This is a genomic window from Pseudomonas sp. TSRC2-2 (assembly GCF_049897785.1).
In the GTDB taxonomy this organism is placed as follows: domain Bacteria; phylum Pseudomonadota; class Gammaproteobacteria; order Pseudomonadales; family Pseudomonadaceae; genus Aquipseudomonas.
In genome coordinates, this window is record NZ_JAFCWZ010000004.1 from 232,786 (window position 1) to 247,154 (window position 14,369).

At 60.0% G+C, this 14,369-nt stretch carries 14 protein-coding genes; 1 reads left to right on the top strand and 13 read right to left on the bottom strand.

All coding sequences use genetic code 11. The features are described 5' to 3' along the window. Positions 1-70: 70 nt before the first annotated feature. Positions 71-1,885 carry a DUF262 domain-containing protein gene (locus tag ACP7D9_RS09715; protein WP_101162405.1) on the top strand — a complete coding sequence of 605 codons (1,815 nt, stop codon included), beginning with the start codon at positions 71-73 and terminating at the stop codon, positions 1,883-1,885. A 301-nt stretch (positions 1,886-2,186) separates the two neighbouring features. Here ACP7D9_RS09715 and ACP7D9_RS09720 read toward each other — a convergent pair whose 3' ends face one another. The 13 genes from ACP7D9_RS09720 to ACP7D9_RS09780 all read right to left on the bottom strand — a co-directional run bounded on the left by ACP7D9_RS09720 (position 2,187) and on the right by ACP7D9_RS09780 (position 14,360). Continuing rightward, positions 2,187-2,387: a hypothetical protein gene (locus tag ACP7D9_RS09720; protein ID WP_312998704.1), complete on the bottom strand. Its 201-nt coding sequence runs from the start codon at positions 2,385-2,387 to the stop codon at positions 2,187-2,189. 18 nt (positions 2,388-2,405) lie between these two features. Next, positions 2,406-3,752: an OprD family outer membrane porin gene (locus ACP7D9_RS09725; protein ID WP_426157035.1), complete on the bottom strand. Its 1,347-nt coding sequence runs from the start codon at positions 3,750-3,752 to the stop codon at positions 2,406-2,408. An 82-nt stretch (positions 3,753-3,834) separates the two neighbouring features. Then, positions 3,835-4,761 (bottom strand): alpha/beta hydrolase family protein, encoded by a 927-nt coding sequence (locus ACP7D9_RS09730; protein ID WP_426157037.1) that lies wholly within the window; start codon positions 4,759-4,761, stop codon positions 3,835-3,837. Positions 4,762-4,899: 138 nt separating this feature from the next. After that, positions 4,900-5,826 carry an alpha/beta hydrolase gene (locus ACP7D9_RS09735; RefSeq protein ID WP_426157039.1) on the bottom strand — a complete coding sequence of 309 codons (927 nt, stop codon included), beginning with the start codon at positions 5,824-5,826 and terminating at the stop codon, positions 4,900-4,902. 21 nt (positions 5,827-5,847) lie between these two features. After that, entirely contained in the window at positions 5,848-6,765 is a 918-nt protein-coding gene (locus ACP7D9_RS09740; RefSeq protein ID WP_426157041.1) for a SphA family protein, read from the bottom strand. 122 nt (positions 6,766-6,887) lie between these two features. After that, positions 6,888-7,907, bottom strand: a complete 1,020-nt coding sequence (gene dmpG / locus ACP7D9_RS09745) for a 4-hydroxy-2-oxovalerate aldolase (protein WP_426157043.1) — start codon at positions 7,905-7,907, stop codon at positions 6,888-6,890. Beyond that, on the bottom strand, positions 7,904-8,857 hold the full coding sequence (locus ACP7D9_RS09750; protein ID WP_426157045.1) for an acetaldehyde dehydrogenase (acetylating): 954 nt from the start codon (positions 8,855-8,857) through the stop codon (positions 7,904-7,906). Before ACP7D9_RS09750 ends, dmpG begins: the two co-directional genes overlap by 4 nt. A 63-nt stretch (positions 8,858-8,920) precedes the next feature. Beyond that, complete coding sequence (locus ACP7D9_RS09755) at positions 8,921-9,352, bottom strand: RidA family protein (protein ID WP_397478267.1); 432 nt, start codon at positions 9,350-9,352, stop codon at positions 8,921-8,923. A 4-nt stretch (positions 9,353-9,356) separates the two neighbouring features. Then, on the bottom strand, positions 9,357-10,127 hold the full coding sequence (locus ACP7D9_RS09760) for a 2-keto-4-pentenoate hydratase (RefSeq protein WP_426157047.1): 771 nt from the start codon (positions 10,125-10,127) through the stop codon (positions 9,357-9,359). A gap of 10 nt (positions 10,128-10,137) precedes the next feature. Continuing rightward, positions 10,138-10,920 carry a 2-keto-4-pentenoate hydratase gene (locus tag ACP7D9_RS09765; protein ID WP_426157049.1) on the bottom strand — a complete coding sequence of 261 codons (783 nt, stop codon included), beginning with the start codon at positions 10,918-10,920 and terminating at the stop codon, positions 10,138-10,140. Further along, positions 10,917-12,389 carry a 2-hydroxymuconic semialdehyde dehydrogenase gene (locus tag ACP7D9_RS09770; protein WP_426157051.1) on the bottom strand — a complete coding sequence of 491 codons (1,473 nt, stop codon included), beginning with the start codon at positions 12,387-12,389 and terminating at the stop codon, positions 10,917-10,919. Before ACP7D9_RS09770 ends, ACP7D9_RS09765 begins: the two co-directional genes overlap by 4 nt. 198 nt (positions 12,390-12,587) lie before the next feature. Further along, on the bottom strand, positions 12,588-13,403 hold the full coding sequence (locus ACP7D9_RS09775; protein ID WP_426157053.1) for a tRNA U-34 5-methylaminomethyl-2-thiouridine biosynthesis protein: 816 nt from the start codon (positions 13,401-13,403) through the stop codon (positions 12,588-12,590). 39 nt (positions 13,404-13,442) lie between these two features. Continuing rightward, positions 13,443-14,360, bottom strand: coding sequence for a tRNA U-34 5-methylaminomethyl-2-thiouridine biosynthesis protein (locus ACP7D9_RS09780; protein WP_426157055.1), 918 nt, complete (start codon positions 14,358-14,360; stop codon positions 13,443-13,445). Positions 14,361-14,369: the final 9 nt, after the last annotated feature.

Genomic DNA, 14,369 nt, shown 5'->3' on the forward strand with positions numbered 1-14,369 from the left:
AGCTAACGTCGATCCCGAGTCTCACCCTCCCTCTGCCTCTTCCGCTTCACGTGCACTCCAAGGACGAACTATGGCCTACAAATCCAGCACCATTGCGGCCGTCATCCGCCGCTTGAATCGTGACTACTACCTGCCAGCTATTCAGCGTCCCTACGTATGGACACCGGAACAGATTGTTCGCCTGTTCGACAGCTTGCTTAAAGGCTACCCCATCAGTTCTTTTCTTTTCTGGGATATAGATCCTTCTCAAGCTGAGAAACTCGATATTTATAAGTTTGTCGAAGATTTCAAATTCGGTGACTTCCATAACGAAGAGGCCAAGATCAACGACCAACACCTGACGTTGGTACTGGACGGTCAGCAACGACTGACGTCACTGCTAATTGGATTGCGGGGCAGTTACAAGGTCAAGCTCAAGGGGAAGCGCTGGCAAAACCCCGACTCTTGGGTACGACAAAATCTATACCTCGATTTGATGAAGGATGCCAGCGACGAGGAGGCCGAATCTGATGTGTCCTTCGGCTTGTCATTCTTCACCTCGCCACCGACCGATCGGGAAAATGCGCACTGGTTCCCTGTCAGCAGCATTATGCAGTTTGCGGACAAGGATCAATTCGACACTTACCTGGAAAAAACTCTGGAAACGCTGGAAGAGAAAGACATCAGTCGTGTGGATCGCAAGATCGTCGAGCGAAACTTGAAGAAGCTCTACCACGCCATTTGGGTGGACGAATCCATCGCCTTTTTTACCGAAAGCAGTCGATCCCTGGAGCGAGTGTTGGACATTTTTGTCCGTGCCAATGAAGGCGGTACCAAGCTCAGCAAGTCCGACTTGTTGCTGTCGACCATTACGACGACATGGGGAGATCTCAACGCACGGGAAGAAATTTATGGGTTTGTGGATTACCTGAACACCGGTCTGGCCCGCAACAACAATTTCGACAAAGACTGGGTCATGAAGGCATGTCTGGTGTTGTCGGATTTGCCGAACGCGTACAAGGTGTCCAATTTCACCAAGAAAAATCTGGATCTGATCCGCGAGAACTGGGGCAGAATCAAAACCGCCCTCGAAATGACCGTGCGCCTTACCAACGACTTCGGCATTGATCGCGAGACACTGACAAGCGCCAACGCTCTATTGCCGATCGCTTATTATTTTTTCCAGACTTCCATGCGTTTCAATTCCACCGAATCCACTCACGTAGGCGCCGTCCGCGCCATGCACCGATGGCTCGTCAAGGCATTGCTGGCAAGTACATTCGGCGGGTCGTCCGACGGGACCATCAGTCAGTCACGAAAGATCATTCAGGAGAGCATGGCCACCTCCAGTGATTTCCCGGAACAAGCGTTGCTCATCGGTCTACGCAGGCAGAGCCAAATTGATTTCACCGACCCTCGTAGCCTGGACGATCTGCTGTCCCTGACCTATCAGGAATGGACCTGCTTTTTCGCCATTTCCCTCCTTCATCCGGATACCCGCTGGGGGACATCGCAATACCATATCGACCACATCTTTCCTCAGGGCAGCCTGACCAAGGCGAAGCTGCTGAGCCAAGGTATTCCCGAGTCGGAGGTGGACGCTTACCTTCACGGAAAAGACCGGTTAAGCAATCTGCAATTGTTGCCTTACCTCGACAACATCGAGAAATCGGATACAGCTTTTGACGTTTGGCTGGCAGACCGCAGCCCTGAGTTCATTAATCAGCACTCGATTCCGGCCGAGCCGGAGCTTTACAAAATCGAGCGCTTCCGGGATTTCCTGGATGCGAGGGAGGGTTTACTTCGCAAGCGCTACGCCGAAATTCTCGGATTTGGTGAGGCATTGCTTGCAGAAACGATCACTCCGTTCGAGGAAGAAGACCAGGTAATCGAATCAAAAAAGTAGTGTCCTCGTCTCTCTTGGTACCGAAAGCAAAAGATGGCTCCATCTTCTCGCCGACATTAAAAAGCGCCGGAGGATTTACCGTAGGGCCCAAAGGAGACGAGCGTAAAATGGCTGACTATGAACAAGCACTTGCGTATTTGAGAGCCCAACCTAAGGCTTACTGGCGGAGGCCTAACGAGAAGGGTAATTGGGGTATCGTCACAGGCGTCTGCTGGGTCGATATCAACGAAACGTAGAACAGCCTAAAAGAATAAATCGAGGAAAAAAATGAAAAACGGGCCCGGAATGCGCCCGTTTTTTTTCAGATATAAAAAATGAAATCCTGGTTGGCGGAGTAATTTTCCATCGGCGTCGCGCCTTTTTTTACCCAGCGCAAACGACCGCTTCCGGCCAAAAGCTGCTGGTCGCGGGCGTCCCCCCTTTGATTGATTGCAGCCTTCGACAACCATCCTGCCGCGCACCCGAAGAGGCGCGGCAGGAGGATGCATATCCACCAGGCCAAGCGCGACGCGGTGGAATCTCAGAACAACGACACCGGTATTTTCACGATGACCCGCAGCTCGTCAAAGTTGCCCTCGACCTGATGACTGCTCGCGCGATGCCAGGCGTAGCCGGCAAGGATATTGGCCCCCTTCAGTTCGGCTGCCTGGACGGTATAACTGGCGAAAACACCGGTTTCATTATGGTGCTCGTTATCCTGAAGGGGTGAAGCGGTATAAACACCTTTGCTGCCCGCGTTGTAACCGGTGCCGTCAATGCCCCAGCCACGTGTATGCCAAAGTATGCTTTTGAAGCCCGGCACGCCGTAAGCCGCCCAGTCATTGATATATTTGACCTGAAACGAGGTTTCGTTCGGCCCGTTGAAATAGGAAACCATGGTATTGGGCAACGAAATGGCATTCGATTCTTTGACGTAATCGAAGAACTCATCGCCGACTATTTTCTGCAGCCCCAACTCGACGGTATGGTTCTTGAAGCTGGGGGTAACCGTCAGGCCATAGGCCTGCTGATCGATATAACCGGCCTCTTGTTTTCCGCTGGATTGAGTGTTGTAAGCCGACAACTTGACGGAGGTTTTTATCTCTCCTGTCTTGAAGTCCCGGCCTATGCCTAGATATTCCCGGTCCCAGATATCCTGAATACGGGAAACATAGACACTGCTCTTCAACCCGCCCGCACTGGTGTAATCACCCCCCGCGTAGGCGGTCCAGTCACTGCTGACCGGGCGCATTGCATATTGAAGCCCTATAGGCTCTGTGCCGGCCGCATAGCGGGGCGCCATTTTCGAGAAATAACCGGACTTCAATACCAGACCTTTGATGGATGAGTTTTCGAACGACCATCCATCAAAAGACGCCGGTACGGTACGCGTATCGGAAAAGTTCATCACGGGGTTGGCCACTTGATGACGGCCGATTTTCAATTCCGACTCAGCCATTCGCAACTTCAGCGCGGCAACGCCCAGGCGGCTCCAGCTCGGCTCGACATCACCGTCGCTGTTGACCAGCATGCGGTTACTGCCGCCTGCCGCATCAGCGGGATTGCGCTCCAGTGCAACGACCGAATACGCAGCGAGATCAAGCCCCACGCCCACCGTCCCAGGTGTATATCCGGAGATAAACCCCAGCTTGAAGCCCTGTTGCCAGGCAACTCGGTCATGCGAAACCCGTGGCCCATCATCGGTACGATAACGGTAGACCGTGTCTCGCCTGCCGATCTCTTTGGAATACCAGTGCCGGGTATCCAGTGTCAGAGAACTTCCCTTTAAAAAACCGCTGTCGGAACTCTCCGCCAGCGCTTCAACACTCAGTAGCATGCCCGGCAAGACACACGCCAGCACAGCTCCACTCTTTACAGGAAGCCACATAGGGATAACCCTCAACTTTTATTATTTTTATATGCCGATAGCGGATTGTTACGAAGCGTCCGAAAGTCAGTTAACCAAGACTTTATCGGGACAGTTCGGACACGTACTTGACCAGCTTCTCTGCCATCTCGGCGTTGGCCGTGTTCACGGGCGCAAAGTGATTGGAATCACACAGCGCGTCATACCGCGACTGCACGCCGGCAGCTGTTGCGCGCTTCACGTAATCGCGAACGGAGGGAAAGCGGTCACTCTGATTGGTGATGAATACCTGCGGGACTTTTACCAGTGGCATTTGCGCCGGGGAGACTTCCTGCAAACGCTTCTGCAGCGCCTCACCTTGAATGTTGCCAAGCACCTTGGCCTGAACATCGCCGCGGGGCAGGGTCGCATACCAGGCCAGGTCGACCACACCATCGAGCACGACCACGCCGGAGATTTTCAACGGGTTCGCGGCATACAGTTCAGACTCCGGCTTCAACAGGCTTCTACCGGCCAGCCACAGCGCGTAATGGCCCCCCGATGAATGACCGATGGTGACTGTTTTCTTCAAGTCCAACGGGTACGTCTTCGCCAGCTCCTGCAACTTGTCCGCCGCGCTCGCGACCGTTTTGAAAGAGTTCGGCCATTCGCCGTAACTGCCCACACGGCTGTATTCGATGTTCCACGTCGCGAAGCCTGCCTTGGTCAGCAGATCAGCGACCGGCGCCATGTAATCGAGGCTGACATCAGCGCTCCAGCGTCCACCGTGAACCACCACTACAACCGGAAACGGCCCTTTGCCTTTGGGTAAACGCAGGTCGCCGAAGTTATCCAGGCCTTTGCCATAATATTCACGGTGCACATCGCCCATGACAGCGGGCGCGCGCTTGACCGTTTCCTGAAACAGTGACCATTCATCCTGAGGCGCCGAGAGCGGCAGTGGTTTTTCGCAGACCATATTGTTCTCTGCGGCCTGAACACCGAAGGCCACAGAGGCGAGCAATACCGACACGGCAATTTTGCTTTTCATTGGGAACCCTACCTTTTGTTGATTTGAAATTCACAGCCAGGTTGTTCTTGAGTCGGTTTCGCAGAGCATCAATTGGAACGAGCCAAAGCGCTCAGGTGCAAAGGAACAGTTACAACCAGGCAGAAATCGCTCTCGGATTCAGGCCCGAGCGTCCAGCTTTAGCCACCGCTTGATCCACTGCACCATGGGCCCGCTGCCTGCCGCCAGGTCGTCGAGAATGTTGAAATGGTCTGAGTCCAGCGCGAGCAGCTCGGCCGGCGCACCGTGCTCTCTGCAGGCGCAGGCATAGTCCGTCGTCTGGCGGCGGAATTCGTCCGTTTCGCGCAGCCCGTAGGCCAGCATCAGGGGCGGCAGCTGCGCCGGGATGTGCAATATCGGGCTCAGCGACTCGACCGATTGCCAGGTGAAATCAATTGTCGAGGCCAGGAAGGTATGCGGCAGCGGACGCAAGTCAAACACCCCGCTGACAGCGATGGCGCCTTGGTAGGGTTGGGCCGGCAGGCCATAGTCGCCCACCCAATCGGTCGCCAGCAGCTCGGCCACTCCGTGGGCTCCAGCCGAATGCCCGACCACCACGATGCGCTCGCGATCAATCCCGAACCGCTCGGCGTTGCGCCACAGGAAGCAGAACGCCGCGCGATGCTGGCGTACGATCTCGGCAATGGTGACTTTCGGCGCCAGGGTGTAGTTCTCGACCACCGTCACCACGCCCAGCGCGGCCAAGCCCTTGGCCACGAAGCTCCACTCCTTGCTGGTGGTCGCCCGCCAGTAACCGCCATGAACGAAGAACACTGCCGGGCGCAAGGTTTCGGGGGTTGCCTGTTGGGGGAAAAACACGTCGAAGGTTTCGTCCAGGGTCGGGCCGTAGGGCACATCCAGCCTATTGGGCAGTTGGGCGCGTGCGATTTGGCTTTGCTCGATGAATTGCTGAACATAGCCATCGAAGTCCTTGACCGAGGCCTCGATGTCGTACTGCTCGTCAAGCTGCGCCGTCGAGGTAAAACGTTGGTAGATCGGGGTTTTCATACAGGCATGCTCCGGGAAGTTCTTGGGGGCCAGCGCCATTGGCAATCGTTCGCCAAGAGGTCAGAACGGAAAAACCAGCTTCAGCCAATAGGCGTCGCCTTCGGCGCGATTGCGCACCGCGCGCTCCTGCTGCCACTTTGCAGTCACAAACCAACCTTGCTGACTGCTGTATTTGATCGATGGGCCGATGGCGAACGCACGACCTTTATTGTCCTCGACCCGCTCACCGCGGACATCGTCGTCGGTGGTCTGCCGGTACACGTAGCCGCCCACACCAAGCACCCAGCCATTGCGCAAGCCCCAGCCGATGGCATAGTCGGCGTGCAGCTCCTGGCCGGAACGGTAATCGGTTGCGCGGTTGCGCAGGTTGAAGTCGTACATGGTCTTGATGTCGATGTTCAGCCCGTCCGGATCGACGTAGCTGAAGGCCGCCACCGGTTGCACGGTCCAGTAATTACGGCCGATATTGACCAGATCGTCGCGGTCAAAACGTCCCGTGGGCGCGAAGAAATCGATGCCATAGGCGGCATGCATTTTTTCACTGTAGTGGTAGCCCAGGCCGGGGCCGAACGTGATGTCGCCCAGCTCGCGCTTGCGCTGACTGGCGCCATCGAGCGAGACCTTCAGCTCGACCAGCGGCGCGATGGCATGGAACGCCAGACTGCCGCCCAACACCTTCTGCTCGGTGACCCACACGACGCGCGGCGCGATGACATCGGCGCGCAGGCGGAAGTCCACTGGCAGCTGCCGCCCGTCATTGCCGCGCAAACGGTCGGCGCGGTAATGCTGGGCGTAGACGGTGCCATACAGACCCGGTGGCGGCATTGCGCCGGACAAGTAGTTCTCGGCACCCATAGGGTACATGGAGCCGCCACCTTCAGTGGCGAGGGCCAGCGCGGCCGGCGCGGTCAGCGAGCAGCCCAACAACAGCCGCGCGGTGACGAGAGATGGGCTTACAGCACTGTTGTTATTGTTCATCGTGTCTACCCATTGATTGGCGAAAAAACCAGGCAGGCGCTTACCTTTCACAAGCGCAGCCGCCCCCCGGTCAGGCCCGCATCACCTGCGGGCCTTATCGGAAAAACCTGTAAATAAGCGCTTCAGGTCTTTTTGAGCATGTCGAGGGCGACGTCGACGATCATGTCTTCCTGGCCGCCGATCATCCGGCGCTTGCCCAACTCGACGAGGATGTCGAAAGCCGACAAACCGTATTTGCTGGCGGCCGCTTCGGCGTGGCGCAGGAAGCTTGAATAAACCCCGGCATAACCCAGCGCGAGCGTTTCGCGGTCGACCCGCACCACTCGCTCCTGCAACGGGCGGACAATGTCTTCGGCGGCATCGATCAGCTTTTTCACATCACAGCCGTGGTTCAGGCCCATACGCTGGGCCGCGGCGATGAACACTTCCAGCGGTGCGTTACCGGCTCCGGCGCCCATACCGGTGAGGCTGGCATCGATGCGATCACAGCCGTTTTCGAGGGCAATCAAGCTGTTGGCCACGCCGAGGCTGAGGTTGTGATGGGCATGCATGCCGGTCTCGGTAGCCGGGTCGAGCACGTCCTTGAGGGCTTTGAAGCGCTCGGCAATGTCCCACATGTTCATCGCCCCGCCCGAGTCCACCACGTAGATGCACTGCGCGCCGTAGCTTTCCATCAGCTTGCCTTGCGCGGCGAGCCCGGCGGGGGTTTGCATGTGGCTCATCATCAGGAAACCGACGGTGTCCATACCCAACGAACGGGCGTATTCGATGTGCTGGCGGGACACGTCGGCTTCGGTACAGTGAGTGGCCACGCGCACGATGCGCGCGCCAGCGTTGTAGGCAGCCTTGAGGTCGTGCACGGTGCCGATCCCCGGCAGCAACAGCGTGGCAATGCGGGCGCGCTTGACCACCGCCGCCGCCGACTCGATCCACTCAAGATCGGTGTGTGCGCCAAAGCCGTAGTTGAAACTCGAACCCTGCAAGCCATCGCCGTGCGCAACTTCAATGCTGTCGACGCCGGCATCGTCCAGCGCCTGGGCGATCCGAGCCACCTGTTCGAGGCTGTAGCGGTGACGCACGGCATGCATACCGTCGCGCAGGGTGACGTCGCAAACGTGGATTTTTCTATTCTTGTCGATCATTTTCCCACCCCTTCATCGGCGAGTTGCGCTTGGGCAATACGTTCGGCGACGGTCAACGCCGCGCTGGTCATGATGTCGAGGTTGCCAGCGAACGCCGGCAGGTAATGCCCGGCACCTTCCACTTCGAGGAACACCGCGACCTTGATGCCGGTGCTCCAGCCAAGACCGGGAATGTTCTGCGGGTTGTCATCGCCAAAATGCTCGAACTGCACGTGTTGTTTGAGCCGATAACCCGGCACGTAACCACGCACTTCAGCGACGCGCGCCTCGACGGCGCTGGCGATTGCCTGGGTGTCGGCATCCGGCGGCACGAAGCAGTAGATGGTGTCGCGCATGATCAGCGGCGGCTCGGCCGGGTTGAGGACGATGATCGCCTTGCCACGGGCGGCTCCGCCCACTTCGACGATGGCGCGAGAGGTGGTCTCGGTGAATTCATCGATATTGGCGCGGGTGCCCGGGCCGGCGGACTTGCTGGAAATCGCCGCGACGATTTCGGCGTAATGCACCGGCGCCACGCTCGCCACTGCATGCACGATCGGAATGGTCGCCTGGCCGCCGCAGGTCACCATGTTCAGGTTCGGCGCCTCGGCATGCTCGGCGAAGTTCACCACCGGAATCACGAAAGGCCCAAGCGCGGCCGGGGTCAGGTCGATGACGCGTACACCGTGGTCGCGCAGTCTGGCGTCATGCACCTTGTGCGCACCTGCCGAAGTGGCGTCAAAGGCGATGCGGATTTTCTTGAAATCGGGCAACGCGAGCAGTCCCTCGATGCCCTCTGCGGTGGTGGGCACGCCGAGACGTTCGGCACGCGCCAGACCGTCGGAGGTCGGGTCGATGCCGACCATCGCAGCCACTTCGAGCATGTCGGAATTGCGCAGGATCTTGATCATCAGATCGGTGCCGATGTTGCCCGAGCCAATGATTGCCACGGGAATGCGAGCAGATGACATCTGTTCTTCTCCTGTCGAGTGCAGGCCACCGCCTCGGCTGCGGCCCGCACTCGGTGAGTGGGTTCAGCGCAATGGCTTGTAGGCCACGGCCTTGATTTCAATGACCAGGTGCGGGTGGGGCAACTGGTGCACGGCTACGGTGGTGCGCGTCGGGCCGTCGGCGTCGAAGAACTGCGCGTAGACCTGGTTGTACTGAGCGAAATCGTTCATGTTGACCAGATAGCTGCAGACCTCGACCACATCTTCGAGGTCGGCGTCGACACTGCGCAGAATGTCGCGAATGTTGTTCAGCACCTCGCGGGTCTGCACTTCAATGCACGGGCGCACGCGCCCTGTCGCATCCAGCTCGGCACCGGCGATGCTGTTATCGGGACGTCGCGAACTGGTGCCGGAAACGAACAGAAAGTCACCGGCGCGTTTGACGTGTGGAAAGGCGCCCAACGGGGTGGCTTTGCCCTCGACCACGCGGGCACGGGTTTGCGCTTTGTCACTCATGGCTTTACTCCTCGCGCAGCGTTTGGAACGCCACGCTGCCCAGCTGCTGGAATTCACAACGCACCGCGACGCCCGGACGCAACGCCACGGCTGCCGTCGCTGCACCGGCCAGCACCAGGCTGCCGGGCTCCAGCGCTTCGCCGTGCTGTGCAGCCAGGCGCGCCGCCGCCACCAGCGCACGCACCGGGGCCCCGAGAATCGCCGCCGTGCTGCCCATCTCCACCGCTCGGCCGTCGAAGCTCATTACCAGCCCCAGGTTGTCGAGATCGGTGTCGGGCCGCTGCCAGCCGCCGACGACGAAGCCGGACGACGACGCGTTGTCGGCGACCACGTCAGGCAGCGAAAACTTGAAGTCGCGGTAGCGCGAGTCAATCACCTCAAGCGCCGGCGCGACGGCTTCGACTGCGGCCAATGCCTGCAACGGCGTCACCTGCCCTTGCAGGCGCTTGCCGAGCAGAAAGCACACCTCCGGCTCGACACGCGGGTGCACATACCGCGACAAATCGATGCTGCCGCCCTCCTCGATCCACATGTCCGAAGTCAAGCGCCCCCAGATCAGATCGGAAACACCCATCTGGGCCATTTTCGCGCGGCTGGTGAAGCCCATTTTCATGCCCACCTGACGCGCGCCACGGGCAAGACGTTGTTCGATCAACTGGCGCTGCACCTGATAGGCCTCGTCCAGCGTGACGGTGTCTTCACCGCTGAGTTGCAGGGTCGCCTGAGCGAGCCGGGCCGCCTCATCGAGGCGCTGGGCAATACGTTGGATTTTCATGCGGATCACCTCAATTGGCGGGTTCGAAACAGGCCCGGACGCTGCCCAGACCCTGAATGCGTGCCTCGAAAACATCACCGGGCGCGACACTGACCATCGGCCCCAGGGCACCGCTGAGCACCACGTCGCCGGCCCGCAGTGGCGTGCCCATTTCGACCAGGGTGCGTGCCAGCCACAACGCGGCATTCAAGGGATGACCCAGGCACGCCGCACCGACGCCGAAAGATACCGGCTCACCCTGGCGCTCCATGACCATGCCGGCCAGACGCAAATCCAGATCGGCAAGTTTCACCGGCCGCTGGCCGAGCACGTAGAGACCCGCCGAGGCGTTATCGGCGATGGTGTCGAGAATGCTGATGTTCCAGTTGGCGATGCGGCTACCGACCACTTCAATCGCCGGCAGCGCATAGGCGGTGGCCGCGAGCAAATCGCTCAGCACGATGTTGTCGCGGTCCAGATCGCGCTCCAGCACCAGCGCCACTTCCGCCTCGCACTTGGCCTGCATCAGGCGTGGCCAGGCGATCGCCTCGCCGTCGGTGACCTCCATGCTGTCGTACAAGGTGCCGAAGTCCGGTTGATCCACGCCCAGTTGCTGCTGCACTGCGCGCGACGTGAGGCCGATCTTGCGCCCGGTGATACGCCGCCCGGCGTGCACCTGGCGCTGGGTGTTGAGCTGCTGCACCCGGTAGGCGTCGGCAATCGAGGCCAACTGGTCACGCACCGGCGGCACTGGTTCGCCGCTTGTGGCCGCCTGGTCGAGCAGATCGGCGACCCGTTGAAGTTGTTTGCTCATTGCTCGCTCTCCTGGTCAATGCGTACGCAGACGTTGGTCAGTTCCGAATAAAAGTTCAGCGAGTGCATGCCGCCTTCACGGCCGATGCCGGACAATCCAGCGCCACCGAACGGCGTACGCAGATCGCGCAGAAACCAGGTATTGACCCAACTGATGCCCACGCGCATGGCCTCGCTGACGCGGTGCGCGCGGCTCAGGTTGGTGGTCCAGATGGTGGCGGCGAGGCCGTAGCGGGTGTCGTTGGCGCGGGCGATGACTTCACGCTCGCTGTCGAACGGCGACACGTGGCAGATCGGCCCGAAGATCTCTTCGCGCACCGAACGGGCGTCGTCGGACAGCCCGGCAATGACGGTCGGCTCGACCCATGCGCCGTTATCACGTGCATCACCAAAATGCGGTACGCCGCCACCGGCGATGAAGGTCGCACCCTCCTGGCGCGCCAGTTCGAAGTAGCTCAGTACCTTGTCGCGATGCTTGGCCGAAATCAGTGGCCCCATCTGGGTGGCGGGGTCGTGCGGCCAGTCGATTTTCATCGCCTTGATGCGCTCGGCAATTGCCGTGCAGAAACGCTCGAAAATCGGTCGTTCGACATAAACCCGCTCAGAGCACAGGCACACCTGACCGCTGTTGAGAAACAGCGCGCGCATCATGCCGTCGATCATTTTCTCGAAGTCGCAGTCGGCGAAAATGATCGCCGCGTTCTTGCCGCCCAGCTCGAACGACACCGGCTTAACCCCTTCGGCGGCAGCACGCATGATGGTGGTGCCTGTGCGTGATTCGCCGGTGAAGGTGATGGCGCTGATGTCCGGGTGCCGGGAGATGAATTCGCCGGCCGAGTCCGGACCGAAACCGTGCACCAGGTTGAACACGCCATCCGGCACACCGGCGGCTTGCATCACTTCGGCGAGCAGCGTCGCGGTGCCGGGGGTGTCTTCGGAGGGTTTGACCACCACCGCGTTGCCACACGCCAGGGCCGGCGCGACCTTCCAGGTCAGCAACAGCAACGGCAGGTTCCACGGGGAAATCACCCCGACCACGCCGAGTGGCTTGCGGGCGGCATAGTTGAGCGCGTAGGCACCGTCTGGCAGGTCCAGGCGATGGCTGTCCAGCGGCGCGGTGGCGAGAATGTCAGCGAAAGTACGGAAATTGGCGATGCCGCGTGGCACGTCGATCACCGAGGCCATCGCCAGCGGTTTGCCGGTGTCGGCCATTTCGGCGGCGAGAAAATCGGCCTGGCGGCGCTCCATTTCGTCAGCGATCCGGCGCAGAACATCGACACGTTCTGCGGCGCTGGTGCGGCCCCAGGCGCCAGCGACGGCGCGGTGGCCAGCCTTGACCGCCTCGTCCACCAGCTCGCGGCCAGCCTCGTGGACCACGGCGACGACGGAGCCGTCGACCGGGCTGATGTCCTCGAAGGTGCGCGGGCTCTCTACCCAGCGACCATTGACAAAATTTCGATAGTTTTTCATGACTGACCTCAATGACACGGCTGACGGCGAGCCTGCAGCCGGCTCGCGAATTCGCAGAGGCCCGGCCCGACAAATCGCGGGCGCAGGCATGCACGGCTTGCGTTGCACCGGCAACGCAAACGGTCTACGGAAAAAGATTGATGCGGCGCGCTTCAGCAGCGGTTTCGAGCGAGATCGCGCACCTGCTCGTTCAGTCCCTCAGGGGTTGAGCTCCACGACAGCGGCGCCGCTGCCATACAACGCGCCGTAGTGATGCACTGTGGCGCCCCGGAAACGCCCGCCGAGTGCGCCGAGCAACCAGTGAAAATGCTTGAAACCCATGTCTACCCGCGCTTCGGCGGCGTAGGCCGGCAACACTTCGCGCAGCGCATCGACATTGCCCGCCTCGATCAGCGCCAGAATCTTGCGATTCCAGGCGTCTTCTTCTGCGTGGACGATGCGGTCGTCCTGCGCTTCGATGGGTTTGGTAAACAGGCTCCCGGACAAGCCACCGACGCCCACCACCGCCACGCGTTTGCCTTGTTCGGCAGCGCAGGCCACGGCAATCGCCGCCAGCTTCTCGGTCGCTTCGGCGTTGTCGTAGAGGTTGTTCGACGCCACCACCAGCGGCAACGCTTCGCTGCCGACACCCAGCGCGGTGCTGGCGACGATGGTTCCGGTGTCGATCGGAAAGCCTTGATAATCGGCGCCACGGGCATTCACGCCTTGGGCCCGGCAGGCCTCGATGCACGCGTTGGCCAGGCTCACATCGCTGTACAAGTCGTAGGGCAGCTCACCGAATTCGTGCCAGTTTTCGTCGACGTGAATGTCTTCGCTGCGGCGCCGGGTCAGCCAGATCTCATCGAGCACGGCGAACCATTGCGTTGAATAGACGAGCACCACGTCGGGCCGAGAGGCACGCAATGCGGCGCCGGCCTGTTGCATGGCCTGCTGAAAGCGCTGCCAATTGGGCACATCGGGGCAAAGTTGCGGCAGTGGGCTACCGTGGACCAGAAAAGCCGATACAAGCGTCATGGTTGTTCACCTTGAAAAGAGGTCTGCGAGTCGCGAGGTTCAGGCGGCTTCCGCTGCGGCACGGGCGAGGCCGGCCTTGAGCAGATTCCATTCCATCACCGCGTTGCCGGTGCCGATCACCGTGCCGTAGCCGTGCAGTTCCGCCGCCAGTTGCGGGTACTGCATGGCCGCGTGCATCCAGGTGAACGCACCGGACTTCACTTCGGCGAACGCCTCGTCGATGAACTGCGGCAGCAGACGAAAGACTTCATGCATTTCCCCGCGCCGCATCAGCTCGATCATGCGCATGTCCCACTGATAGCCCAGTTGGCTCTGCGGATGCTCCTGGGTCATGTCTTCCGGCGGCTCCGGCTCTTGATGAAAGTGCCAGTGCGACAGGGTATTGGATGCCAGCAGCACCGCGCGCTTGCCCGATTTGGCGATCGCTTCGCGGGTGGCCTTGCCCAACAGATCCATCTCCACCAGGCCTTCTTCCATGCTCAGGTAATAAGGCGTGTTGTTGGCCGAGATCGACACCACCGGAATGTCCCACTGCGGGCGGATCATATGCAGTGCGGTGATGGTGCCGTAGTCGACGCGAAAACGCGGGTTGCGCATCATCTTGGTCTGCAGCCCTGCCCTGCGGCCTTCTTCACAGCAGGCCTCGGCCAGTTCGACGTCGAATTTTATCGAGTAGTCGAAGCGAAACAGGTTGGGAAAGATCGGGTCGACCGAGCGCCCGGCCAGGTGCTCGACGCCGATGAAGTGATGCCCCACGGAGGTGATCCAGTGCGGCGAGTGCACCAGCAATACATCCGGCTTCAACGCCTCGACACTGGAGCGCGCGCGCTCATAGGCCCAGCGCAATTGTTCCCAACCGCCCTGGGAGCGCGGTTCGTTCTGGGGTGGGTTTTCTGCATACAGAATGTGCGGAGGATGAGGGGCCAGAAACCCGCTGATAATTTCACCGTTTGCCATGTCGCTTCT

Excerpts from the sequence above, each read along its gene's own strand:
- ACP7D9_RS09715 (WP_101162405.1), top strand. The coding sequence starts at position 71 with ATGGCCTACAAATCCAGCACCATTGCGGCCGTCATCCGCCGCTTGAAT.
- ACP7D9_RS09725 (WP_426157035.1), bottom strand. The coding sequence starts at position 3,752 with ATGTGGCTTCCTGTAAAGAGTGGAGCTGTGCTGGCGTGTGTCTTGCCG.
- ACP7D9_RS09730 (WP_426157037.1), bottom strand. The coding sequence starts at position 4,761 with ATGAAAAGCAAAATTGCCGTGTCGGTATTGCTCGCCTCTGTGGCCTTC.
- ACP7D9_RS09735 (WP_426157039.1), bottom strand. The coding sequence starts at position 5,826 with ATGGCGCTGGCCCCCAAGAACTTCCCGGAGCATGCCTGTATGAAAACC.
- ACP7D9_RS09740 (WP_426157041.1), bottom strand. The coding sequence starts at position 6,765 with ATGAACAATAACAACAGTGCTGTAAGCCCATCTCTCGTCACCGCGCGG.
- dmpG (WP_426157043.1), bottom strand. The coding sequence starts at position 7,907 with ATGATCGACAAGAATAGAAAAATCCACGTTTGCGACGTCACCCTGCGC.
- ACP7D9_RS09750 (WP_426157045.1), bottom strand. The coding sequence starts at position 8,857 with ATGTCATCTGCTCGCATTCCCGTGGCAATCATTGGCTCGGGCAACATC.
- ACP7D9_RS09755 (WP_397478267.1), bottom strand. The coding sequence starts at position 9,352 with ATGAGTGACAAAGCGCAAACCCGTGCCCGCGTGGTCGAGGGCAAAGCC.
- ACP7D9_RS09760 (WP_426157047.1), bottom strand. The coding sequence starts at position 10,127 with ATGAAAATCCAACGTATTGCCCAGCGCCTCGATGAGGCGGCCCGGCTC.
- ACP7D9_RS09765 (WP_426157049.1), bottom strand. The coding sequence starts at position 10,920 with ATGAGCAAACAACTTCAACGGGTCGCCGATCTGCTCGACCAGGCGGCC.
- ACP7D9_RS09770 (WP_426157051.1), bottom strand. The coding sequence starts at position 12,389 with ATGAAAAACTATCGAAATTTTGTCAATGGTCGCTGGGTAGAGAGCCCG.
- ACP7D9_RS09775 (WP_426157053.1), bottom strand. The coding sequence starts at position 13,403 with ATGACGCTTGTATCGGCTTTTCTGGTCCACGGTAGCCCACTGCCGCAA.
- ACP7D9_RS09780 (WP_426157055.1), bottom strand. The coding sequence starts at position 14,360 with ATGGCAAACGGTGAAATTATCAGCGGGTTTCTGGCCCCTCATCCTCCG.